Genomic DNA, 22,702 nt, shown 5'->3' on the forward strand with positions numbered 1-22,702 from the left:
GGCGTCGTGAGCTCCCGCGCCCCGGAGTCCGTCCCGGCCGGTGTGGCCCGGCTCGGGTTCACCGACCCGGCCCGCGCCCGGACCCTTCTCGACGACCCGGCCCTCGACGGCATCGCCGGCAGTCCCGACCGGATCGACGAGGGGGGGCTGAGCAGCGCGCTCTCCCGCGTCGCCGACCCGGACGGTGCGCTGCTCGGGCTGGTCCGGCTCATGGAGGCGGTCGCACAGCGTCCGGACCTACGTCCCGGTCTCGTCGAGGCGCTGCGCGAGGACGGTGTGCCGCGTCGCCGGCTGCTCGCCGTCCTCGGGGCGTCGAGCGCGCTGGGCGACCACCTCGTCACCCATCCCGAGCACTGGACCACCGTCGTCTCCGTCACCGAGGTCGATGCCGAGGCCCGGCGCGAGCGGCTCGTCGGCGCCGTCACCGAGCCCGGCGACCTCACGCCCGAGGACGCCCTCCGCGTGGCCTACCGGGAGCAGCTGCTCGGCATCGCTGCGCTGGACCTCACCGCCGAGGACCCCCTCGAGGTCCTCCCCACGACGGCGTCCGCGCTCGCGGACCTCGCGAGCGCCGCCCTCGAGGCCGCGCTGGCCGTCGCCCGGGCCGAGGTCGGTCCGGACGCCGATCGCACCCGCCTCGCGGTCGTCGCGATGGGCAAGACCGGTGGCGCAGAGCTCAACTACGTCTCCGACGTCGACGTCATCTTCGTCGCCGAGCCCGCGGACGGTGTGTCGGAGGACGAGGCGGTCGCCGTCGCCACCGACCTCGCGACGCGGCTCATGCGGGTGTGCTCGGCGTCGACCCCCGCCGGGTCGCTGTGGCAGGTCGACCCTGCGCTGCGGCCCGAGGGCAAGAACGGCCCGCTCGTGCGGACCGTCGCGAGCCACCGCGCCTACTACGACCGCTGGGCCAAGACCTGGGAGTTCCAGGCGCTGCTCAAGGCACGTCCGGTCGCGGGCGACGTCGAGGTCGGTGCCTCCTACCTCGACGCCGTCCGGCCCCTGGTCTGGCAGGCCTCGACCCGGGAGAACTTCGTCGACGACGTCCAGGCCATGCGCCGCCGAGTCGAGGAGCACATCCCCAAGGTCGAGGCCGAACGGCAGATCAAGCTCGGACCCGGAGGGCTGCGCGACGTCGAGTTCTCCGTCCAGCTGCTCCAGCTCGTCCACGGCCGCTCCGACGAGTCCCTGCGGGGTCGCGCCACCCTGGAGGCGCTGGACGCCCTGTCCGCCGGGGGTTACGTCGGTCGCGAGGACGCCGCCACGCTCGGCGCCGCCTACCGCTACCTGCGGGCCCTCGAGCACCGCATCCAGCTGTTCCGGCTGCGGCGCACGCACCTGATGCCCACGGCGGTGGGCGACCTACGCCGACTGGGCCGCTCGATGGGACACCGCACCGCACCGGACGAGGCCGTCCTCACCGAGTGGCGGGCCCGACGGCGAGAGGTGCGGCGGCTGCACGAGCGGATCTTCTACCGGCCCCTGCTGTCGGCGGTCGCCCGGCTGTCGGACCAGCACGTCCGGCTCACCCCGGACGCCGCGCGCGAGCGCCTCTCCGCGCTGGGGTTCCGCGACCCGGCCGGCGCGCTGCGCCATCTCGAGGCGCTCACCGGCGGGGTCAGCCGGCGGGCGTCCATCCAGCGCCAGCTGTTGCCCGTGATGCTCGGTTGGTTCGCCGACGAGGCCGACCCGGACGCCGGGCTGCTCGCGTTCCGCAAGATCAGTGACGAGCTCGGCTCGACGCACTGGTACCTGCGCCTGCTGCGGGACGAGGGGTCGGCCGCCGAGCGCCTCGCCCACACGCTGGCCCGGAGCCGCTTCGCGGCCGCGCTGCTCGAGCAGGCGCCGGAGTGCGTCCAGTTCCTCGGAGAGGCCTCGGGCACGACCCCACGGCCGCGCGAGGAGGTCCTACGCCGGATGCGCTCGGCGGCGGGTCGTAAGGACGACGCCGAGTCGGCGGTCCTCGCGGCGCGGACCATCCGTCGCTCCGAGCTCTTCCGGGTGGCGGTCGCCGACCTCGGTGGCGCGCTCCCGGTCGGGGAGCTCGGGGTGGCGATGACCGACCTCACCGCGGCCCTGCTCGAGGTCACGCTCGAGGTCTGCCACGCCGAGGTCCGCGGTGCCGAGGAGCCGCTGACCCGCATCCTCGTCGTGGGGATGGGCCGGCTGGGTGGGCAGGAGCAGGGCTACGGCTCGGACGCCGACGTCCTCTTCGTGCACGACCCCCTCCCGGGAACGGACGAGGTAGCCGCGCAGCACGAGGCGATGGAGGTCGTCAAGCGGCTGGTCGCGGTGCTCGGCACGCCGGGCCCGGACCCCCGGCTCGACGTCGACGCCGGGCTGCGACCCGAGGGCAAGGGCGGCCCGCTCGTGCGGTCGCTGGCGTCCTACCGGGAGTACTACGCGCGCTGGTCCCTCGTGTGGGAGGCCCAGGCGCTGCTCCGGGCGACCCCCGTCGCGGGCGACCTCGGGCTCGCAGAGCAGTTCCTCGAGCTCGTCGCGCCCATCCGCTGGCCCGAGGGTGGCCTCGACGCCCGCCAGGTCCGGGAGATCCGGACCCTCAAGGCGCGGGTCGAGGCCGAACGGCTGCCGCGCGGTGCCGACCGCAAGACGCACTTCAAGCTCGGCCACGGCGGGCTCTCCGACGTCGAGTGGCTCGTGCAGCTCGTCCAGCTACGGCACGCCCACGCGCACCCGGAGCTGCGGACCGCGTCGACCTTGGGGGCACTGGCCGCCGCGGACCGGCTCGGGCTGGTCGGGCACGAGCACGCTGCGGCCCTGGAGGCGTCATGGCGGCTGGCCTCGGCGATGCGCAACGCCGGCGTGCTGTTCCGGGGGAAGGCGGTCGACTCGGTCCCCACCTACGACCGGGACGCCGACGGCGTGGCCCGCATCGTCGGCCTCGATGCGGGTGCCGGGCACGAGCTCGGCGAGCGGTACCGGAGGGTGGCCCGCCGTTCCCGGACCGCGTTCGAGGCGGAGTTCTTCGACGACTGAGCGTCCGGCCCTGGAGACTTCCGTGGTCGCGGACGCCCGGCCTCTGGCATGCTCACCCTCGTGACGACGGACGGACCGCCGATCGGGGAACCTGCAGGTCAGGACAGTGCACCCGTCCCCGCAGAGGGGACGTACGACTTCGCGACCCGGACGTGGTCGTGGTCGCCGGAGATGTACGAGCTGCTCGGGCTGCGCGACGACGGACGTGACCCGAGCGAGCTCGTCTACGAACGGATGTTCCCCTCGGACCGCCCCACCGTCGAGGGTGTGCTCGCGCGGGCGATCGAGGACGCCGGCCCGTTCGCGGGGCAGTACCGGCTCCGGGGCGACGACGGCCGGGAGCGCTCCATCGCGTTCGTGGGGGACGTCGAACGCACCGCGGACGGGCGTCCGGCGCTGCTGCGGGGACTGGCCTTCGACGTGTCGGCCTCCGCGCGCCTGGCGTCCTCCGAGGCCGTCGCCGCTGCGACCGCCGACCGCGCCGCCATCGAGCAGGTCAAGGGTGCGCTGATGTTCACGTACGGGCTCGACGCCGACGCCGCCTTCGGGCTGCTGTCGCGCTACAGCCAACGGGCCAACGTCAAGGTGTCGACGGTGGCCCGGCGGGTCGCCGAGCTGCTCGCGGCCCAGGACGAGCCCGGGACGGAACACGCCCTGCTGCGCACCCTGGACCAGGCGCTGCACGGTGAGGGCGGCGTGGCCGACGCGGGCTGAACGGCGTCGGGCACACCGCGGTGGTCGCGCCGGGTGCATCCCTAGACTTGGCGTATGCCCGAGACCTCGACCGCAGCCATCCCGCGGCTCGACCTGCGCGGACGCCGCCCCGGCCTGCGGGAGCTGCGGGCCGCCCTCCCGCGCGCCGAGCTCGACGTCGACGCCGCGCTGGCCGCGGTCCGGCCGGTCGTCGAGGACGTCCGCGACCGCGGGGCCGCCGCCCTGTACGACGCCGCCGAGCGCTTCGACGGCGTCGTCCCGCCCTCGCTGCGCGTGCCCGCCGAGGTCGTCGAGTCCGCGCTGGACACGCTCGACCCCGTGGTCCGGGCCGCGCTCGCCGAGGCCATCCGCCGGGCCCGGCTCGTCCACGCCGACCAGCGGCGCACCGACGCCACGACCCGGGTCGTCGACGGCGGCACGGTCACCGAGCGCTGGGTGCCGGTCGACCGCGTCGGCCTGTACGTCCCCGGTGGGCGCGCGGTGTACCCGAGCAGTGTCGTCATGAACGTCGTGCCCGCGCAGGAGGCCGGTGTGCCGAGCCTCGCCGTCGCGAGCCCGCCGCAGCGCGACCACGGCGGGTGGCCGCACCCGACCGTCCTCGCCGCCTGTGCCCTGCTCGGTGTCGACGAGGTCTACGCGGTCGGCGGCGCCCAGGCGGTCGCCGCGTTCGCGTACGGCTTCGAGGAGGGCGACGCGGTCTGCGAGCCGGTCGCGCTCGTCACCGGCCCCGGCAACATCTACGTGACGGCGGCCAAGCGGCTGCTCAAGGGCCTCATCGGCATCGACGCCGAAGCCGGGCCCACCGAGATCGCCGTGCTCGCCGACGCCACGGCCGACGCCGAGCACGTCGCGTCCGACCTCGTCTCGCAGGCCGAGCACGACCCGCTCGCGGCGGCGGTGCTCGTCACCGACAGCCCCGAGCTCGCCGAGGCCGTCGAGGCCGCGCTCGAGCGGCGCGTCGCTGCGACGAAGCACACCGAGCGGGTGGCGGAGGCGCTGCGGGGCCGGCAGTCGGCGGTCGTGCTCGTCGACGATGTCGAGGTCGGCCTCGACGTCGTCAACGCCTACGCGGCCGAGCACCTCGAGATCCACACCGCGGATGCCGCGGACGTCGCGGCCCGGGTGCGCAACGCCGGCGCGGTGTTCGTGGGCACGTGGGCGCCGGTGAGCCTCGGCGACTACTGCGCCGGGTCCAACCACGTGCTGCCGACCGGGGGGTGCGCCTGTCACAGCAGCGGCCTGTCGGTGCAGTCCTTCCTCCGGGGCATCCACGTCGTCGAGTACGACGAGGCGGCGCTGCGCGAGGTCGGGGGGCACGTGGTGTCCCTCGCCCGGGCCGAGGACCTGCCTGCCCACGGCGAGGCCGTCCTGGCCCGCGTCCCCGAGGTCGAGCCCGGCGTCTGACCCACCCGTCCCGCGAGGCTGTGGACGGTCGCGGCGTGGACGGGGTGTTGTTGGCTACGGTGTGTCGTCCATGGCTGCTGCAGGGGCGGTCGGGAAGGGGAGGCATGCCGCTCTCTGGTCGGGTGTGGATGGTCGGTGCCGCTGTGGTGGCTGTGGTGGTGGCCGGCGGATGTACGGGGTCCGACGGTGCGGAGCCGTCCGGGTCGCCGGATGCGTCGTCGAACGCGAGTGGGTCGCCGTCTCCGACGTCGACACCGAGCCCGTCCGAGAGCGCGAGCGACGGTCCGGGGGTTCCGGTGGCGGCGCGGGAGCGGACGCCGGAGGGTGCCGAGGCGTTCGTGGAGTTCTTCTTCGAGCAGTTCAACGTGGCGTGGACCGAGCCTCGCCCTGGGTTGATCGAGTCGCTGAGCGACCCCGAGTGCCAGTTCTGCAAGAAGGCAGAGCAGGTCGCATCTGATCTCGACTCTCGCTCGGAGCGATACCAGACTGACGCGGTTCAGGTGGGAACGGCCAAGCCCTTTGGCGGTGCGCCGGAGCGTCAACAGTTCCTCGAGATCGAGTTCAAGCAGCTTTCCAGCAAGATCGTTGACGAGGCCGGGGCGGTCGTTCGCACGTCGGATGCCAAAGTGAATCCCGCGTATCTCACAGTCGAGTGGGAATCGGGCGCGTGGAGGGTCCTTGAGCTGGAGCGAACTCAGTGAACATGCTGACGGCCGTATTGATGGCCAGCTCTGTCTGGATGGCGGCACCGAGCCCACCTCCGCCGCCCAGTGACGACGCAACGTCGTTGCTGACGGAGTCGGGCACTCGCGTGAAGACGATGAGCCGCGGCAGCACGAGGGCGCTGGCCGGGAGCTACTACGGCAATGTGGGCGCGGAGGGTCCGTTCCGTGACTATGCGGCGTTGTCGACGTGTGAGAGCCCGACGGCTGCTGATGTGGGTCGTGCGGAGGGTGTGCTGTGTGAGAGTGCGTTCACGCGGTGTATCGGTGCGTCCGGCGGTGGGGATGGTCCGGCGATGGTGGTGTTCTCGCGTGAGGTGGAGCGGGACGGCACGCCGGTGGCCGGGCCGGCGGGGCAGTGGGTGCGGATCGATGTGACGTGTTGGCCGGACCAGGTGCCGGGTGTGGGCAATGCGTTGACGATGGCGATGATCCGGGAGGCGTTTCATGACACGGATTTCTCGGTGCCGACGGTGAACATCCAGCCGGAGGGTGATGTGACGTTGGTGAATCTGCCGACGTTCTTCGAGGTGGTGTTCCCGCGGGAGGGGTTCGGGCCGGGTGAGGTGGATCGTCCTGATCCGTCGCGGTTGATGGGGCATGCGGTGGAGGTGCGGCCGAAGGTGAAGAGTGTGACGTATTCGCTGGGTGAGACTGTGGTGGGGCCGACGCGTGACCTGGGTGGGCCGTACCCGGACGGGTCGGTGGTGCACTCGTACGGCAGTGCGGGTGAGCAGGTCGTGCGGGTGGATGTGGTGTACACGGGTCAGTTCCGGGTCGGGGGGAGTGGGTGGATCGACATCCCGGGTGAGGTCGACCTGGAGGGTGCGCCGGTGACGTTGACCGTGCGCGAGGCCAAGTCACGGCTCTACACACGCTGAGCCCAGGTCCCGTCTCTCACTTCCGTCGACGGGGTGCGGCAGCCGGGGCTTCCGCCTGGCCCGGCGGCAGTCCTCCTAGACTGCTCGGCATGGACCCTCGCGCCGTCGTCGAGTCGATGCTCCGGCCCGACCTGCGCGGCCGGACGGCCTACGGCGCACCCCAGCTCGACGTGCCGGTCGCGCTCAACACGAACGAGAACTCCTACCCGGTGCCGGACGCCGTGGTCGCCGCGATGACCCGGGCCGTCGAGGAGGCCGCCCGCGGGCTCAACCGCTACCCGGACCGTGAGTTCGTCCGTCTCCGTGAGGCGCTCGCGGGCTACCTGTCCCGCTCCGGGACGACCGTGTCGGCCGACCAGGTCTGGGCAGGCAACGGCTCCAACGAGGTGCTGCTGCACCTGCTCCAGGCGTTCGGTGGCCCGGGGCGCACGGCGCTCGGCTTCACCCCGGCCTACTCGATGCACCCGATCATCACGACGACCACCGGGACCGCGTGGGTCGACGGGATGCGCGGCGGCGCCGATGCCGGACGCTTCGACCTCGACGCCGACGGCACCGTCGCCCAGGTCCTCGAGCACCGTCCGGACGTCGTCTTCCTGTGCTCCCCGAACAACCCGACCGGTACCGCCCTCGGGCTCGACGTCGTCGAGGCCGTCCACGACGCGACCGGCGGACTCGTCGTCGTCGACGAGGCGTACGCAGAGTTCGCCCGGCCCGGGACCCCGAGCGCGCTCACGCTCCTGCAGGGCCGCCCTCGGCTCGTCGTCACGCGCACGATGAGCAAGGCCTTCGCCCTGGCCGGCGGACGCCTGGGCTACCTCGCCGCCGACCCCGCGCTCGCCGACGCGCTGCGCCTGGTCCGGATGCCGTACCACCTCTCGACCCCCACGCAGGCCGTGGCGCTCGCCGCGCTGTCGTACGCCGACCTCATGCTCGAGACCGTCGGCGTCGTCAAGGACCAGCGCGACCGCATCGTCGACGCGCTGACCACGATGGGCCTCGACCCGGTGCCGAGCGACGCCAACTTCGTCCTCTTCGGTGGCCTCGCGGACAGCCACGAGACCTGGCGGGCGCTGCTCGACCGGGGCGTCCTCGTCCGCGACGTCGGCATCCCCCACTATCTTCGTGTCACGGCGGGGACGCCGGAGGAGACCACGGCCTTCCTCGACGCCCTCGCAGCCCTCGTCCCGACCCACGTTGGAGCAGCCTCGTGAGCACCGCCCCGACCCACCGCACCGCCACGGTGCGCCGGGCCACGTCCGAGAGCAGTGTCGAGGTCACGGTCGACCTCGACGGCAGCGGTCGTGGGGAGGTGAGCACCGGCGTGCCGTTCTACGACCACATGCTCCTGTCGCTCGCCAAGCACTCCCTGGTCGACCTCACGGTCCGGGCCGAGGGCGACACCCACGTCGACGCCCACCACACCGTCGAGGACGTCGCGATCGTGCTCGGCCAGGCCGTCCGCGAGGCCCTCGGCGACAAGTCGGGCATCGCGCGCTTCGGCGACGCCACCGTGCCGCTGGACGAGGCCCTGGTCCAGGCGGTCGTCGACGTCGCCGGGCGGCCCTACGTCGTCCACACCGGCGAGCCCGTAGGCCAGGAGCACGTCGTCATCGGCGGCCACTACGTCGGCTCGCTGACCCGGCACGTCCTGGAGTCCTTCGCCTTCCACGCCCAGGTCGCCCTGCACGTGCGGGTGCTCTCCGGCCGCGACCCGCACCACGTCGTCGAGGCACAGTTCAAGGCGCTCGCGCGGGCGCTCCGCGCCGCCGTCGCCCGTGACCCACGGGTCGAGGGCGTGCCGAGCGCGAAGGGTGCGCTCTAAGCCCGTGGCCGACGACTCCCGGAGCGACCCGGGGCACGGGCTGCTGCTCGTGCGGCGGTCCCCGGCGGCCGTCGCGCGGTGGCTCCGCCGTGGTCTCGTGAGTGCCACGGTCGCACCGCTCGGGGAGTGGACCGGCGTCACCGTCGCCGAGGACTCGGCGCGGACCTCTGCGCCGTTCGACACCGCCCTCGAGGTCCTCGCCGCCCGGCCGGTACCGCGCCGCGGGCGTCCGGCCCTCGGCTTCTTCCACATGCACGGCCGCGCGGCGGTCACCCTGCACGCGGGCGGACTGTCCCGGACCCAGCGGTGGCTGGTGTGGCAGCCGAAGGTCGGGGTCGTCGAGACGCCGTCGCTGCCCCGCCTGGGGCTGCCGGCCCTCGTGGCCGCCGCCGGCTCGCCCTCCGGGGTCCAGCCGCGTGACCTCGCCACCGTGCTCCGCTCCGGGGAGGGCGACCCGCTCGACGTCCTCGTCACCGTGCTCCGTCTGCTGCACCTGCCGGGCCGCGAGCTCCTCCTGCGGCGCGACGCGACCGGTGCGAGCGACGTGGAACCGTCCGGGCGCGGGGTCGCCGCGTTCGACCGGCTCGTCGCCGAGGAGGCCCAGCAGCGCGCCGAGTGGGAGGCCGCCTGGGGCGGTCGTCCGCCCGGCGCCGGCTCCGCACGGGAGGCCCGATGAACCCGTCCGTCGTCGTGCTCGACCACGGCAGCGGCAACGTCCGTTCGGCGGTCCGTGCACTCGAGCACGTCGGGGCTCGCGTCACGCTCACCGGCGACCGCACGGCGGCGATCGAGGCCGACGGCCTCTTCGTCCCCGGCGTGGGCAACTTCCACGCTTGCATGGCCGGTCTGGCGGCGGCCGAGGGCCCCGACATCATCGCCCGGCGGCTCGCCGGCAGCCGGCCCGTGCTCGGGGTCTGCGTGGGCATGCAGGTCATGTTCGACGGCTCCACCGAGCCGAGCGTCGCCCCGGTCCCGGGCGTCGGGGAGTGGCCCGGTGCGGTCTCCAGGCTGCGCGCCGAGGTCGTCCCGCACATGGGCTGGTCCACCGTGGAGGTCCCGGAGGGGTCGAGGCTGTTCGCCGGCGTCGAGGCGGAGCGCTTCTACTTCGTCCACTCGTACGCGGCGCACACCTGGGACCTCCCGCCGGCCGACGGGCCCGTGGCCGCCCCTCTGGTCACCTGGGCCACGCACGGCGAGCGGTTCGTCGCGGCCGTCGAGAACGGCGCGCTCGCCGCCACCCAGTTCCACCCCGAGAAGTCGGGGGCTGCCGGCCTCGCGCTGCTCCGGAACTGGGTCCGCTCGCTCTGACCCTGCGCGATATCGCAGCCCCGCGGGATCGGCTGACCCCAGGGACATGTCACTCCCGTCCGCCCCGGTGGGGACGCGGACCCGCGGACGGGGCGGCGAGGTCACCGGGCAGACTGGTCCCCGCTCGCCCACCGACCCCGGGAGGACTCCGTGACCGACGCCGCGCCCGAACAGCCACGTCTGCAGCTCCTGCCCGCCGTCGACGTCGTCGAGGGCCGGGCCGTCCAGCTCGTCCAGGGCGTCGCCGGGTCCGGCGGCGAGTTCGGCGACCCCGTCGCGGCGGCACTGCGCTGGCAGGACGAGGGGAGCGAGTGGCTGCACCTCGTCGACCTCGACGCCGCGTTCGGGCGGGGCAGCAACGCCGACCTCCTCGCCGAGATCGTCGGCCGGCTCGACATCGATGTCGAGATGAGCGGCGGCATCCGTGACGAGGAGTCCCTCGCCCGCGCGCTCGCCACCGGCTGCCGTCGGGTGAACGTCGGCACCGCCGCGCTCGAGGACCCCGAGTGGACCGCCCGGGCCATCGCCGAGCACGGCGACCGCGTGGCCGTCGGCCTCGACGTCCGCGGCACCACGCTCGCCGCCCGCGGCTGGACGAGCGAGGGAGGCGACCTCTGGGAAACCCTCGAGCGTCTGGACCGCGAGGGATGTGCCCGCTACGTGGTCACCGACGTCGCCAAGGACGGGATGATGAAAGGGCCCAACGTCGACCTGCTCCGGGACGTGTGTGCGCGCACCGACCGCCCGGTCGTGGCGTCCGGGGGCATCTCGACCCTCGACGACGTCGCGGCGGTGCGGGCGCTCGTCGGGGACGGGGTCGAGGGCGCGATCGTGGGGTCGGCCCTGTACCGCGGCGCGTTCACCCTGCCCGAGGCCCTCGAGCTCGCCGGCCAACCCTGAGCAGGACGCGGCCGCAGCAGGGTCGGTAGCGTGACGGCGATGCCGTCCGACCAGCCGCACCCGTCGCGCGAGGCCACCGACTCCGCGGGCACCCCCTGGGTGGCCCGGGATCTCTCCGCCTCGGGCTTCGAGACCGACACGGGAGATGCGGACCCGGTGCTGGCTGCCGCGCTGTCGGCCGGACCGGACGACCTCGGGCTCATGCGGGCCGTCGAACAGGCGCGTCTCGTCGTCCCCGTCGTCGCCGAGCCCGGCGGGGTCGACGCGAGCGGTGGTCCTGCGGTCGAGAAGAGCGCCGACATGGCGGTGGTCACCCTCGTGGCGCCCGACGGACGGCGGGCCCTGCCCGTGTTCACCGGCACGTCCTCGCTCGCCGCGTGGGACCCGGGTGCCCGACCGGTGCCGGTCACCGCCGCCCGGGCGGCCCAGGCCGCCGTGTCGGAGGGCTGCGACGTCCTCGTCCTCGACGTCGCCGGGCCGGCCACCGTGGTGCTGCGCCCCTCGATGCTGTGGGCCCTGGCGCAGCAGCGTCCCTGGGAGCCGGCGCACACCGACGCCGTCGTCGCCCGGGGAGTCACCGCGGCAGTGGCCCGCGAGGCCGACGTCGTGGACCACGCGATCGAGGAGGGGACGCCCGAGGGGGAGGGGGTCCTCGGCATCGTGCTCCGCCTGCGGCCCGGCCTCGCCCCGGAGCACGTCCGGGAGGTCGCGACCCGGGTCGGGGAGCGGCTCGCGACCGACGGTGAGCTCCGCGCGCGCGTCGACGGCCTGGCCTTCCGGATCGTCTGACGCAGTCACCGGGGAAAGGACGGGAATTTCCCGGGCCCGCGCGGCGCTGGTAGTCTTGTCCACCGACCGGCCGCTCCAGCACGGGGCGGCGAGCAAGAGAAGCCCCGCTTCCACCCGCGTCGACCAGGAGGTCGCCGGGTTCCCGGTCCGTGACGAGGCGTCACGCGCATCTCCTGGGATGTGCCGTGGGGTCCCGCCCGGGCCGGACGGAACCAGGCTCCTCGCGCACCGGCCGCGAGGAGCCTTTCTCGTTGCCTCCGGTCACCGCCGACATCCGACGAAGGAGAAACACATCAGCGAGCCACGTATCAACGACCGCATCCGGGTCCCCGAGGTGCGGTTGGTCGGCCCCAACGGCGAGCAGGTCGGCATCGTCCGCGTCGAGGACGCGCTCCGCCTCGCAGCGGAGGCGGACCTCGACCTCGTCGAGGTCGCCCCGATGGCCAAGCCGCCCGTCGCCAAGCTCATGGACTACGGCAAGTACAAGTACGAAGCCGCCATGAAGGCCCGTGAGGCACGCAAGAACCAGGTCAACACGGTCATCAAGGAGATCAAGCTCCGTCCGAAGATCGACCCGCACGACTACGGCACGAAGAAGGGCCACGTCGTCCGGTTCCTCGGCGGCGGTGACAAGGTCAAGGTGACGATCATGTTCCGCGGTCGCGAGCAGTCCCGTCCCGAGCTCGGGTTCCGGCTGCTGCAGCGGCTCGCCGAGGACGTCGCGGAGCTCGGCACCGTCGAGTCCCAGCCGAAGCAGGACGGCCGCAACATGGTCATGGTCCTCGCGCCGACGAAGAAGAAGGCGCAGGCGATGGCCGAGCAGCGTCGCCGCCGTGACGAGGCCAAGGACCAGTCGGCATCCGAGCCGGACGTCGCCGAGGCGCCCGAGGCCGCGACCGCCGAGGCGCCCGAGGCCGCCGACGCGGGCTGAGCCCGCCCCACGAACCCCCGACAGCACACCACGCAAGGAGATCGGCACGATGCCGAAGAACAAGACGCACAGCGGCGCCAAGAAGCGTTTCCGGGTCACCGGCTCGGGCAAGGTCATGCGCGAGCAGGCCGGCCACGTCCACAAGTTCCACGAGAAGACCCCGCAGAAGGCCCGTCGCCTCTCCAAGGACGTCGTCGTCTCGGCCGCGGACACCAAGAAGGTCAAGAAGCTCCTCGGCAAGTGAGCCGACCCCACCATCCACTGACGTCGTAGAAGCAGAACAAGGAGAACTCACGTGGCACGCGTGAAGCGGGCGGTCAACGCCCAGAAGAAGCGCCGGGTCGTCCTCGAGCAGGCGAGCGGCTACCGCGGGCAGCGCTCGCGCCTGTACCGCAAGGCCAAGGAGCAGGTTACCCACAGCCTCGGCTACGCCTACCGTGACCGTCGCGCCCGCAAGGGCGACTTCCGGCGCCTGTGGATCCAGCGGATCAACGCCGCGGCCCGCGCCAACGGCATGACCTACAACCGGTTCATCCAGGGTTTGAAGGCCGCCGAGGTCGAGGTCGACCGGCGGATGCTCGCCGAGCTCGCCGTCAACGACGAGGCGGCGTTCTCGGCGCTCGTCGAGGTCGCCAAGGCCCACCAGGGCGCTCCGGCGAAGGCCTCCGCCTGAGCGGAGCGCACGTGCTGACCAACCCCCGGTCCGACCGGGTCCGGTCGGTCCGGGCACTGCAGAAGCGGCCGGTGCGATCGCGCACCGGCCGCTTCGCCGTCGAAGGGCCGCAAGGCGTCCGCGAGGCGGTGCGGTACGCACCCGAACAGGTCGTCGACCTCTACGTCACGCCGGAGGCCACGGCCCGCTACGCCGACGACATCGTCGCGCCGGCCCGAGCAGCGGGGCTGTGGCTGCACGAGGCGTCCCCGCAGGTCCTCGCCGCCATGGCCGACGCCGAGGCGCCCCAGGGGGTGCTCGCGGTCGTCGCGCGGCCCGACCACGCCCTCGACGACGTTCTCGCCGCGGCGCCCCGGCTGCTCGTGCTCCTCAGCCACGTCCGCGACCCGGGCAACGCCGGCACGGTCATCCGGGGCGCGGACGCCGCGGGCGCCGACGCGGTGCTCGTCAGCGACGCCTCGGTCGACGTCCACTCCCCGAAGGTCGTCCGCTCCACGGCCGGCTCGCTGTTCCACCTGCCCGTCGTCACCGGCCTCGACGTCGCCGACACGTTGGACCGGCTGCGTGCCGCCGGGGTCCGCAGCTACGCCGCGGACGGGGCCGGGACGACGCTCCTGCCGGAGGCGGACCTCGCCGGTCCGCACTGCTGGGTCATGGGCAACGAGGCGTGGGGTCTTCCGCAGGAGGTCCGGGAACGGTGTGACGACGTCGTCCGGGTGCCCATCCACGGACGGGCCGAGTCGCTCAACCTGGCGATGGCCGCGACCGTCTGTCTCTACGCTTCCGCGCAGATGCACGGCTCGGGGCCCGCCGCGGGGTAACCTGCGGCGCATGGCGGACCAGTTCCTCGTCCCGGACGACCTGGCCGCCCACGGGCTGGAGTTCATTCCCGACGGGCTCGTCGCCGCCGTCGGGCGCTCACGCACCGTCAGGTTCATGAACAGCCGCGCCGAGCAGATCACCGGGCTGGGGGCCGACGACGTGCTGGGCCAGGACATCCGCACCGCACTGCCCCTCCAGGACCTGAGCGGTGACAGCTGGTGGGACGTCGCCGACCCCTGGGGTGGGCTGCAGACGCGCACCGGTCACCGCGAGCGTCTTCTCATCCTCCCCTCCGGTCGCGAGCTGCTCGTCACCGCCAAGTACATCCGCCCCGGGCGGGGTGAGCCCGTCCGGTCGGTCGTCGTGGGGCTCCGGGACGCGGAGGGACGACGCCGGGCCGAGCAGGAGAGCTCGGCGCTGCTCACCGCCGTGGCCCACGAGCTGCGCTCGCCGCTCACCGGGGTGAAAGGCTTCTCCTCGACCCTCCTGCGTAACTGGGACCGGTTCACCGACGACCAGAAGCGGTTCATGCTCGAGACGATCGAGGCGGACGCCGACCGGGTGAGCCGGCTCATCACCGAGCTCCTCGACACCTCCCGGATCGGGACCGGGCGCCTCACCGTCCACGCGCAGCCGCTCGAGGTGCTGCCGCGGCTGGAGGCGCAGGTGGCGAGGCGGGTGGCGGCCGGCGGCGACCGGTCCCGTTTCGAGGTCACCGTCGCTCCGGAGGCGCAGACGCTCTGGGCGGACCCGGACCGCTTCGAGCAGGTGCTCACCAACCTCGTCGACAACGCGGTGCGCTACGGGCGGGGGCGGGTACGGATGGCCGTCCACCGGTCCTCGTGGGACGGTCCGGCCGCGGCCGACCTCACCGTCGCCGACGAGGGCGACGGCATCGCCCCGGAGCACCGCGAGGTCGTCTTCTCCCGGTTCTGGCAGGCGGGGGCCAAGCACGGTACGGGGCTCGGCCTCTACCTGGTGCGTGGGCTCGTCGCGGCGCACGGCGGCGAGGTCGTCGCCGAGGACGCCCCCGGTGGGGGCGCGCTGCTGCGGGCGACCTTCCCCGACGGCGGCTGAACGCGACGACGCCCCCGGCCCGTCAGGACGACGGGCCGGGGGCGACGGGGTCGGCTCAGGGGGCGCCGGCCGGCTCGGGCAGTGGCTCCCTGACGTCGTTCTTCTCCTCGTCCGGCATGCCCGGGATCGGACCGCCGGCGTCCGAGCGGACCTTGGCCTCGATCCGCTCGCCCGTCTCCGCGTCGACGTTCTTCCAGTAGACGAACGCCCGCTCGAGGACGTCCTCGCGCACGCCGCCCAGCGCGCCGGCGACGGTGTCGACGAAACGGTCCCGCTGCGCGTCGTCGAAGACCTCGCGCACGAGCCGACCCGCCTGACCCCAGTCGTCGTCCTCGGAGTGCAGCGTGTAGGCCTGGCGGACGATCTCGCCGTCCGCCTCCCACCCCTCGGGCACGGTGCCCGCGAAGGCGGAGTGGCCCCGGCCGTCGCTGTTGGGGACGTAGGTGGGCCCGGTCTTGACCTCGGAGTTCATCGGCCCGTCCCACACCAGGTGGTTCGCCTTCTCCTCGACTTCGGGGATCGGACGGTTCACGGGCAGCAGGTGGGCGTTGGCCCCGACGCGGGCTCGGTGGGCGTCGGCGTAGGAGAACACCCGCGCCAGGAGCATCTTGTCGGGCGAGAAGCCGATGCCCGGCACGACGTTGCTCGGCGCGAAGGCTGCCTGCTCGATCTGCGCGAAGTGGTTGGCGGGGTTCTCGTTCAGCGTGAAGGTCCCGACCTTGACGAGGGGGTAGTCCTCGTGCGGCCACACCTTGGTGAGGTCGAACGGGTTGAACCGGTAGGTCTTGGCGTCCTCGTAGGGCATCGCCTGGATGTACATCGTCCAGCTCGGGTTGTCGCCGTTCTCGATCGCCTCGAAGAGGTCGCGGCGGTGGAAGTCGGAGTCCGCACCGGAGAGGCGCTCGGCCTCCTCGTTGGTGAGGTTCTCGACGCCCTGGTCGCTGTGGAAGTGGAACTTGACCCAGAAGCGCTCGCCGGCGGCGTTGCTCGTCATGTACGTGTGCGAGCCGTAGCCGTTCATGGTCCGCCACGAGCGCGGCAGGCCGCGGTCGCCCATGAGGTAGGTGACCTGATGGGCGGACTCGGGGGAGTTGGTCCAGAAGTCCCACTGCATCGTGCCGTCCCGCAGGCCGCTGGCGGCGAGGCGCTTCTGGCTGCGGATGAAGTGCGGGAACTTCATCGGGTCGCGGACGAAGAACACCGGCGTGTTGTTGCCGACCATGTCCCAGTTGCCCTCGTCGGTGTAGAACCTCAGCGAGAAGCCGCGCACGTCTCGCCAGGTGTCCGGCGACCCGAGCTCGCCGGCGACGGTCGAGAACCGCGCGAGGGTGCGGCACGTGGCGCCCTGCTGGAGGACCGAGGCCTTGGTGTACCGAGAGACGTCCTCGGTGCACTCGAAGGTCCCGAACGCGCCGGAGCCCTTGGCATGTGGCTTGCGCTCGGGGATGTTCTCCCGGTTGAAGTGCGCGAGGGTGTCGACGAGGTGCATGTCGTGCAGCAGGAGCGGGCCGTCGGGCGAGAGGCTGAGACTGTGCAGGTCGCTCTCGGCCGGTGCTCCGTTGGCCATGGTCGAGCCGGTCGGGGTACCGAGGGTTGTGGTGTCGTCGTAGGGCTCTGGCGTGGGCATTCGTGGCTCCTTGTGCTGGTGGGGGATGTCACCTGCCTCCGTCCGCCACCCTCGCACCGTAACTTGAACGAGTCAAGACAAGAGGGAGTGTGGGCGGGAACTCTCCTCCGATGGCGGACCGCGGCCTCGAGTGGCACTGTGTCCCGGTGGCCAGGGTGATGCTCGACCCCTACCGCCGGGTCCTGGGCGTCCCGGCGGTGCGCCGTGCGCTCCTGCTCGGGGCGGTCATCCGGGTGCCGGTGTTCGCCACGCCGGTCGTCGTCACGCTGCACGTCGTGACCACGCTGGGTCGGTCCTACGCCGAGGCCGGGCTCGTGGCATCGGCGGCGACACTGTCGATCGCGGTGAGCGGGCCGTGGCGCGGGCGGTTGCTCGACCGGCTGGGGCTGCGACGCGTCGTGGCACCGTCGGTCGTCGTCTCCGGCGCCGCGTGGGCGATGGCGCCGTGGGTCGGGTACCCGGGGCTCCTCGCACTGGTCCTCGTGGCCGGGCTCTTCGTGGTGCCGTCGTTCACCGTGTTCCGGCAGGTGCTTCTCGCGGCGGTCCCCGAGAAGGACCGGCGTACGGCGATCTCGCTGGACTCCTCGTTGCTCGAGGTCCTCTTCATGCTCGCGCCCGCCGTCGCGGTGTGGGCGGCGACCGCGTACGACACCCGCTGGGTGCTCTTCGGTGTCCAGATGCTCGGTGCCGTGGCCGGCATGGCGCTCTGGGCCCTCGACCCGCGGCTGCGCGCGGAGGGCGAGGCCGGGCCAGGTGCCGCCGACATCCCCCGGCGGACGTGGCTGCGCGCGCCGTTCGCCGTCGTCTGCCTCGTCGCGGCCGGGTCCACCGTCGTGCTCGTCGGTGCCGAGCTCGGGTTCGTGGCCGCGCTGCGTCAGCTCGGCAGCGTCGAGCTGCTCGGTGTCGTCCTCGCCCTGTGGGCCGCCGGGTCCTTCGTCGGGGGGATCGTCTACGGCGGGCTGCCCCGTGAGGTCCGCTCGCGCTGGCTTCTCGCCGGCCTGGCCGTGACGACCGTGCCGATGGCGGTGGCGACCTCGGTGTGGACGCTCGCCGTGCTCAGCTTCGTCGCCGGTCTGCTCTGTGCTCCGACGGTCACGGCGACGATCGACGAGGCCGCCCGCATCGTCCCGGCCCGCGCCCGGGGCGAGGCGATGGGCTGGCACGGCTCCTCGATCACCGTGGGTGCCGCGGCCGGCGCCCCGGTCGCGGGAGCCACGATCGACGCCTACGGGCCGGTCGGCGGCTTCGTGGTGCTCGCCGCGGTGGGGCTGGTCATCGCTCTGGTCGCGGGACTGTTCCGGTCCGACGACTCCGCGGACGTCCCGTCCGAGGTGGCCGTCACCACGACGGGCTGACCGGCACGCGAGCACCGCGACGGCTACGATGCCCGAGTGACCTGGATCCGCCGATTTACCGGGCCCTCGGGCCCGACGTGTCGCACGCGCTGAGCGCTGTCACCCGAGCCCGGCCGGTCGGCCGGGCTCGTCGTCGCCCGGGGGCCGTGTCCCCGTCCAGCCCTCGGTGCGGGTCCTCCTAGACTCGGGCCCGCCCACCGCCGTCACCGAAGTGGAAGCGATGTCCGGACCCAACACCAGCTACGACCCCGTCGAGGTCGCCGCGCTCGACCCGCAGGCCGTCGACGCCGCCGCCGAGGCCGCCCTGACCGCCGCGGCCGCCGCGACGAGCCTCGAGGAGCTCAAGGCCGCTCGCGGCGCCCACCAGGGCGACCGGAGCCCGCTCGCCCTGGCGAACCGCGAGATCGGGGCCCTTCCCCCGAGTGCCAAGGCCGAGGCCGGCAAGCGCGTCGGCCAGGCGCGCGGGCGGGTGAGCCAGGCCTTCGCGGCGCGGCAGGCGGAGCTCGAGGCCGAGCGCGACGAGCGGATCCTCGTCGAGGAGGCCGTCGACGTCACTCTTCCCACGGGGCGCCGCCCGATGGGCCGCCGGCACCCCGTCGAGCTCATGTCCCAGCGCATCGCGGACCTCTTCGTCGGGATGGGGTGGGAGATCGCCGAGGGCCCGGAGATCGAGGCGGAGTGGTTCAACTTCGACGCGCTGAACTTCGATGTCGACCACCCCGCCCGACAGATGCAGGACACCTTCTACGTCGACCCGCCGGACGGTGGGCTCGTGCTGCGGACGCACACCTCGCCGGTGCAGGCGCGCACCCTCCTCGACCGGGGCGTGCCGGTGTACGTCGCCGTCATCGGACGGGTCTTCCGCACCGACGAGCTCGACGCCACCCACATGCCCGCGTTCCACCAGGTGGAGGGCATCGCCGTCGACGAGGGCATCACGATGGCCCATCTCAAGGGCACCCTGGACCGCCTCGCCACCGAGCTCTTCGGCGAGGGCATCACGACTCGCCTTCGGCCGTCCTACTTCCCGTTCACCGAGCCGAGCGCCGAGATGGACCTGCGCTGCTTCGTGTGCCGCGGCGAGGACCCCGACTGTCGCGCGTGCAAGGGCATGGGCTGGATCGAGTGGGGCGGCTGCGGGATGGTCAACCGCAACGTCCTCACGGCCTGTGGGGTCGACCCCGAGCGCTACACCGGCTTCGCCTTCGGGATGGGGATCGACCGTGCGCTGATGTTCCGCACCGGGGTCAGCGACATGCGGGACATGATCGAGGGCGACGTGCGCTTCGACGCGCAGTTCGGGATGGAGATCTGATGCGCGTCCCTCTCGACTGGCTCGCCGAGTACGTCGCCGTCCCCACCGACGCCACGGGCGTCGACGTCGCCGCCTCCCTCGTGTCCGTCGGGCTCGAGGAGGAGGCCATCCACGGCAGCGGGGTCACCGGGCCGCTCGTCGTCGGCCGGGTGCTCTCGCTCGTCGCGGAGCCGCAGAAGAACGGTAAGACGGTCAACTGGTGCCAGGTGGACGTCGGGGAGGCGGGCGGCACCGGCGAGCCCCAGGGCATCGTCTGCGGCGCGCACAACTTCGGCGAGGGCGACCTCGTGCCCGTCATCCTCCCCGGCGGAGTCCTCACGACACCCCAGGGGCCGATGGAGGTGTCCGCACGCAAGACCTACGGGCACGTGTCGGCCGGGATGATCTGCTCCGAGCGCGAGCTCGGGCTCGGCGACGACCACGACGGCATCATCGTCCTGACCCGCCGGTTCGCAGGCGACGTGGAGGCCCTGTCGCGGTGCGTCCCCGGCGCCGACGCCGTCCCGATCCTCGGTCTCGACCGCGAGACCGTCGAGGTCAACGTCACCCCCGACCGCGGCTACTGCTTCTCGGTCCGCGGGATCGCCCGCGAGTACTCGCACGCCATCGGTGCCCGGTTCACCGACCCGGTGACCGCCCTGGCCGCGCGGGTGCCCCCGCCGAGTGCCTCGGCGTACCCCGTCGAGCTCGCCGACGACGCCCCGATCCGCGGACGGGCCGGCTGCGGCCGCTTCGGCGCGCGGGTCGTCCGCGGCTTGGACGTCACGGCCCCCTCGCCCGGGTGGCTCCGGGCTCGGCTCGTCGAGGCCGGTATGCGACCCATCTCGCTCGCCGTGGACGTCACGAACTACGTGATGCTCGGTCTCGGCCAGCCGCTGCACGCCTACGACCTCGCGACGCTCGGCGAGCGCATCGTCGTCCGTCGCGCGCGTCCGGGCGAGCGGCTCACCACACTCGACGACGCCGACCGCGCGCTGCACCCCGAGGACCTGCTGATCACCGACGGCGGTGAGACCCCCATCGGGCTCGCCGGGGTCATGGGCGGGGCGAGCACCGAGGTCTCCGACCGCACGACGGACCTCCTGCTCGAGGCCGCGCACTTCGACGCCGTCACGGTCGCGCGGACGGCGCGGCGCCACAAGCTGCCGTCGGAGGCGTCGCGGCGCTTCGAGCGCGGAGTCGACCCGCAGCTCGCCCAGGCGGCCCTGCAGCTCGCGGTCGAGCTCCTCGTGGAGTACGGGGGCGGCGTCCCCGGCGACGAGGTCACCGACGTCGGCTCGGCCCTGCCGCCGGAGCCGATCGCGATGTCCGCCGCGTTCCCCGCTCGCATCGTCGGCGTCGCGTACGACACCGCGACGGTCGTCGACGTCCTCACCCGGATCGGGTGCGACGTCGCCGCGGACGGCGACGCCCTGAGCGTGACCCCGCCGTCCTGGCGGCCGGACCTGCGCACGGCCGAGGACCTCGTCGAGGAGGTCGCGCGCATCCACGGGTACGAGCGCATCCCGTCCGTCCTCCCGACCCCGCCCGGTGGCTCGGGGCTGACGCACGCCCAGCGGGTGCGTCGGACCGTCGCCGACCTGCTCGCCGCGCAGGGCCTGGCAGAGGTCTGGGAGGCGCCGTTCGTCGGGGCCGACCGGCTCACCGACCTCGGCCTGGACGTCGCGGCCGAGACCGCGCGCACGGTGCGCATCGCCAACCCCCTCTCGGACGAGCAGCCCTACATGCGCACGAGCCTGCTCTCGACGATGGTGGACGCCCTGCGGCGGAACGTCTCGCGTGGTGCCAGGGACGTCGGGCTGTTCGAGGTGGGCCTCGTGACGGCGCTCGACGGGCCGCAGTCCACGGCGCCGACCGAGGAGGTCGGTGTCCGGCCGGCCGACGACGTCCTGGCCCGCATCCGGGCCGCCGTGCCGGGCCAGCCGCGGCACGTCGCCGTCCTCCTCGCGGGGGAGCGGGACCGTGCGGGCTGGTGGGGCGACGGACGTCGCGCCGACCTCGGCGACGTGCTCGAGCTCGTCGACGCCGTGGCCCAGGCACTCGCCGTCGAGGTCGTCGTCGCACCCGACACGGTCATGCCCTGGCACCCGGGCCGGTGCGCCCGCGTCTCGCTCCCGGACGGCACGGTGCTCGGGCACGTCGGCGAGCTGCACCCGAAGGTGGTCGCGGCGCTCGGCCTGCCGGCCCGTACGGTGGGCGGCGAGCTCGACCTCGACGCCCTCACGGTGGCCGCCGAGCCCACGGTGCACGCACGCACGCTCGCGACGTACCCGCTCGCGCAGAGCGACGTGGCCCTCGTCGTCGACGCCGGCGTGCCGGCCGCCGAGGTCCGACGCTCGCTCGTCGCCGGAGGCGGCGCACTCCTCGAGTCCGTCCAGCTCTTCGACGTGTACGTCGGCGACCAGCTGGGCGAGGGAAAGAAGTCGCTCGCCTACCGGCTCGCCTTCCGGTCGCCGGACCGGACGATGACGACCGACGAGGTCTCCGCCATGCGGGACGCCGCCGTCGCAGCGGCGGCACAGGACCACGGCGCCCTCCAGCGGTCATGAGCGACGTCCTCGAGGAGCCGGTCGACGACGACGGCGACGTCACCTCCGAGCCGGACACCGGGGAGGACGCCGGTCGCGGCGGGCATCTCGTCGCCGTCGTCACCGGCGCCTCGCGGGGCATCGGACGCCACGTCGCCCACGCCCTCGAGGACGCCGGGTGGGTCGTCGAGCGTGGCTCGTCGACCGTCGCCACGGTCACCGACCGCCCGGCCCTCACGGCCTGGGTGGCCGACATCGTCGAGCGGCAGGGCCGCATCGACCTCCTCGTGAACAACGCCGGGGTCATCGACGCCGAGGTCGACCTCTTCGCCTCGGACCCCGACGAGTGGTGGCACACCCAGGAGGTCAACGTCCTCGGCGCCTACCTCATGACCTGGCTCGTCGCGCCGCACATGCTCGCCGCGGGTGGGGGACGGGTCGTCAACCTCAACTCAGGCGCCGGACGGCGGGCCTCGGCCGCGGCGAGCGGCTACGCGGTGAGCAAGACGGCGCTGGCTCGGGTCACGGGCTCGACCCACCTGGCGGGGTGGGAGCGGGGCATCCGGGCGTTCGACCTCATGCCCGGCGTCGTCCGCACCGACATGACCGAGGCGATGGAGGCGCACGTCGGCCGTACCGAGTGGACCTCGCGGGAGGAGGTCACCGCTCTCGTGCTTGCGCTGGCCTCGGGCGACCTCGACGCGTTCTCGGGCCGCTTCGTGCGCGCGGGCGTCGACACCCCCGAGTCGCTGCGCGCGATGGCCACGCGGGGTCTCGCGGAGGGAGAGCGGATGCTCGACCTCGTGCTGCGCGACGACGACCCGCTGCGCTGAC

The 22,702-nt window shown here is 73.4% G+C and carries 21 protein-coding genes; 20 read left to right on the forward strand and 1 reads right to left on the reverse strand.

Features of this window, described 5'->3' with window-relative positions; all coding sequences use genetic code 11:
* Positions 1-6 precede the first annotated feature (6 nt).
* The 16 genes from JQN72_RS05340 to JQN72_RS05415 all read left to right on the forward strand — a co-directional run bounded on the left by JQN72_RS05340 (position 7) and on the right by JQN72_RS05415 (position 15,043).
* Positions 7-2,997: a bifunctional [glutamine synthetase] adenylyltransferase/[glutamine synthetase]-adenylyl-L-tyrosine phosphorylase gene (locus JQN72_RS05340; RefSeq protein WP_204134131.1), complete on the forward strand. Its 2,991-nt coding sequence runs from the start codon at positions 7-9 to the stop codon at positions 2,995-2,997.
* A gap of 60 nt (positions 2,998-3,057) precedes the next feature.
* Positions 3,058-3,711, forward strand: coding sequence for a PAS and ANTAR domain-containing protein (locus tag JQN72_RS05345; RefSeq protein ID WP_204134132.1), 654 nt, complete (start codon positions 3,058-3,060; stop codon positions 3,709-3,711).
* 54 nt (positions 3,712-3,765) lie between these two features.
* The gene (hisD, locus tag JQN72_RS05350; RefSeq protein WP_204134133.1) at positions 3,766-5,115 is read left to right on the forward strand and encodes a histidinol dehydrogenase; all 1,350 of its coding nucleotides are present in this window, start codon (positions 3,766-3,768) and stop codon (positions 5,113-5,115) included.
* Positions 5,116-5,219: 104 nt separating this feature from the next.
* A complete protein-coding gene (locus JQN72_RS05355) occupies positions 5,220-5,816 on the forward strand; it encodes a DUF6318 family protein (RefSeq protein WP_204134134.1) in 597 nt (198 codons plus the stop codon).
* A 119-nt stretch (positions 5,817-5,935) separates the two neighbouring features.
* Entirely contained in the window at positions 5,936-6,718 is a 783-nt protein-coding gene (locus JQN72_RS05360; RefSeq protein WP_204134135.1) for a hypothetical protein, read from the forward strand.
* 89 nt (positions 6,719-6,807) lie between these two features.
* Positions 6,808-7,932, forward strand: a complete 1,125-nt coding sequence (locus JQN72_RS05365) for a histidinol-phosphate transaminase (RefSeq protein WP_204134136.1) — start codon at positions 6,808-6,810, stop codon at positions 7,930-7,932.
* A complete protein-coding gene (hisB, locus tag JQN72_RS05370) occupies positions 7,929-8,543 on the forward strand; it encodes an imidazoleglycerol-phosphate dehydratase HisB (protein ID WP_204134137.1) in 615 nt (204 codons plus the stop codon). Before JQN72_RS05365 ends, hisB begins: the two co-directional genes overlap by 4 nt.
* Positions 8,544-8,547: 4 nt before the next feature.
* Positions 8,548-9,219 carry a hypothetical protein gene (locus JQN72_RS05375; protein WP_204134138.1) on the forward strand — a complete coding sequence of 224 codons (672 nt, stop codon included), beginning with the start codon at positions 8,548-8,550 and terminating at the stop codon, positions 9,217-9,219.
* Positions 9,216-9,851 carry an imidazole glycerol phosphate synthase subunit HisH gene (hisH, locus tag JQN72_RS05380; protein ID WP_204134139.1) on the forward strand — a complete coding sequence of 212 codons (636 nt, stop codon included), beginning with the start codon at positions 9,216-9,218 and terminating at the stop codon, positions 9,849-9,851. Before JQN72_RS05375 ends, hisH begins: the two co-directional genes overlap by 4 nt.
* Positions 9,852-10,001: 150 nt before the next feature.
* Entirely contained in the window at positions 10,002-10,751 is a 750-nt protein-coding gene (priA, locus tag JQN72_RS05385; protein ID WP_204134140.1) for a bifunctional 1-(5-phosphoribosyl)-5-((5-phosphoribosylamino)methylideneamino)imidazole-4-carboxamide isomerase/phosphoribosylanthranilate isomerase PriA, read from the forward strand.
* A gap of 39 nt (positions 10,752-10,790) precedes the next feature.
* Positions 10,791-11,540, forward strand: a complete 750-nt coding sequence (locus JQN72_RS05390; protein WP_204134141.1) for an SseB family protein — start codon at positions 10,791-10,793, stop codon at positions 11,538-11,540.
* 292 nt (positions 11,541-11,832) lie between these two features.
* Positions 11,833-12,471, forward strand: coding sequence for a translation initiation factor IF-3 (infC, locus tag JQN72_RS05395; RefSeq protein ID WP_307812459.1), 639 nt, complete (start codon positions 11,833-11,835; stop codon positions 12,469-12,471).
* Between the two features lie 49 nt (positions 12,472-12,520).
* Positions 12,521-12,715 carry a 50S ribosomal protein L35 gene (rpmI, locus tag JQN72_RS05400; protein WP_204134143.1) on the forward strand — a complete coding sequence of 65 codons (195 nt, stop codon included), beginning with the start codon at positions 12,521-12,523 and terminating at the stop codon, positions 12,713-12,715.
* A gap of 51 nt (positions 12,716-12,766) precedes the next feature.
* Positions 12,767-13,144, forward strand: coding sequence for a 50S ribosomal protein L20 (rplT, locus tag JQN72_RS05405; RefSeq protein WP_204134144.1), 378 nt, complete (start codon positions 12,767-12,769; stop codon positions 13,142-13,144).
* Between the two features lie 11 nt (positions 13,145-13,155).
* The gene (locus JQN72_RS05410; RefSeq protein ID WP_204134145.1) at positions 13,156-13,965 is read left to right on the forward strand and encodes an RNA methyltransferase; all 810 of its coding nucleotides are present in this window, start codon (positions 13,156-13,158) and stop codon (positions 13,963-13,965) included.
* Between the two features lie 10 nt (positions 13,966-13,975).
* Positions 13,976-15,043, forward strand: a complete 1,068-nt coding sequence (locus JQN72_RS05415) for an ATP-binding protein (RefSeq protein ID WP_204134146.1) — start codon at positions 13,976-13,978, stop codon at positions 15,041-15,043.
* A 55-nt stretch (positions 15,044-15,098) separates the two neighbouring features.
* Here the strand turns inward: JQN72_RS05415 and JQN72_RS05420 are convergent, their stop codons facing one another.
* Positions 15,099-16,670: a catalase gene (locus tag JQN72_RS05420; RefSeq protein WP_204134147.1), complete on the reverse strand. Its 1,572-nt coding sequence runs from the start codon at positions 16,668-16,670 to the stop codon at positions 15,099-15,101.
* A gap of 110 nt (positions 16,671-16,780) precedes the next feature.
* On the opposite strand from JQN72_RS05420, the gene JQN72_RS05425 reads away from it, so the two are divergent.
* The 4 genes from JQN72_RS05425 (at position 16,781) to JQN72_RS05440 (ending at position 22,701) form a co-directional block, all read left to right on the forward strand.
* A complete protein-coding gene (locus JQN72_RS05425; protein WP_239100147.1) occupies positions 16,781-18,025 on the forward strand; it encodes an MFS transporter in 1,245 nt (414 codons plus the stop codon).
* A gap of 220 nt (positions 18,026-18,245) precedes the next feature.
* Positions 18,246-19,340: a phenylalanine--tRNA ligase subunit alpha gene (pheS, locus tag JQN72_RS05430; RefSeq protein WP_204134148.1), complete on the forward strand. Its 1,095-nt coding sequence runs from the start codon at positions 18,246-18,248 to the stop codon at positions 19,338-19,340.
* The gene (gene pheT / locus JQN72_RS05435) at positions 19,340-21,889 is read left to right on the forward strand and encodes a phenylalanine--tRNA ligase subunit beta (RefSeq protein ID WP_204134149.1); all 2,550 of its coding nucleotides are present in this window, start codon (positions 19,340-19,342) and stop codon (positions 21,887-21,889) included. Before pheS ends, pheT begins: the two co-directional genes overlap by 1 nt.
* Positions 21,886-22,701, forward strand: a complete 816-nt coding sequence (locus tag JQN72_RS05440; RefSeq protein WP_204134150.1) for an SDR family NAD(P)-dependent oxidoreductase — start codon at positions 21,886-21,888, stop codon at positions 22,699-22,701. Before pheT ends, JQN72_RS05440 begins: the two co-directional genes overlap by 4 nt.
* The last annotated feature ends 1 nt before the right edge of the window (position 22,702 follow it).

Source organism: Phycicoccus sp. CSK15P-2 (genome assembly GCF_016888005.1).
Classification (GTDB): domain Bacteria; phylum Actinomycetota; class Actinomycetes; order Actinomycetales; family Dermatophilaceae; genus Phycicoccus.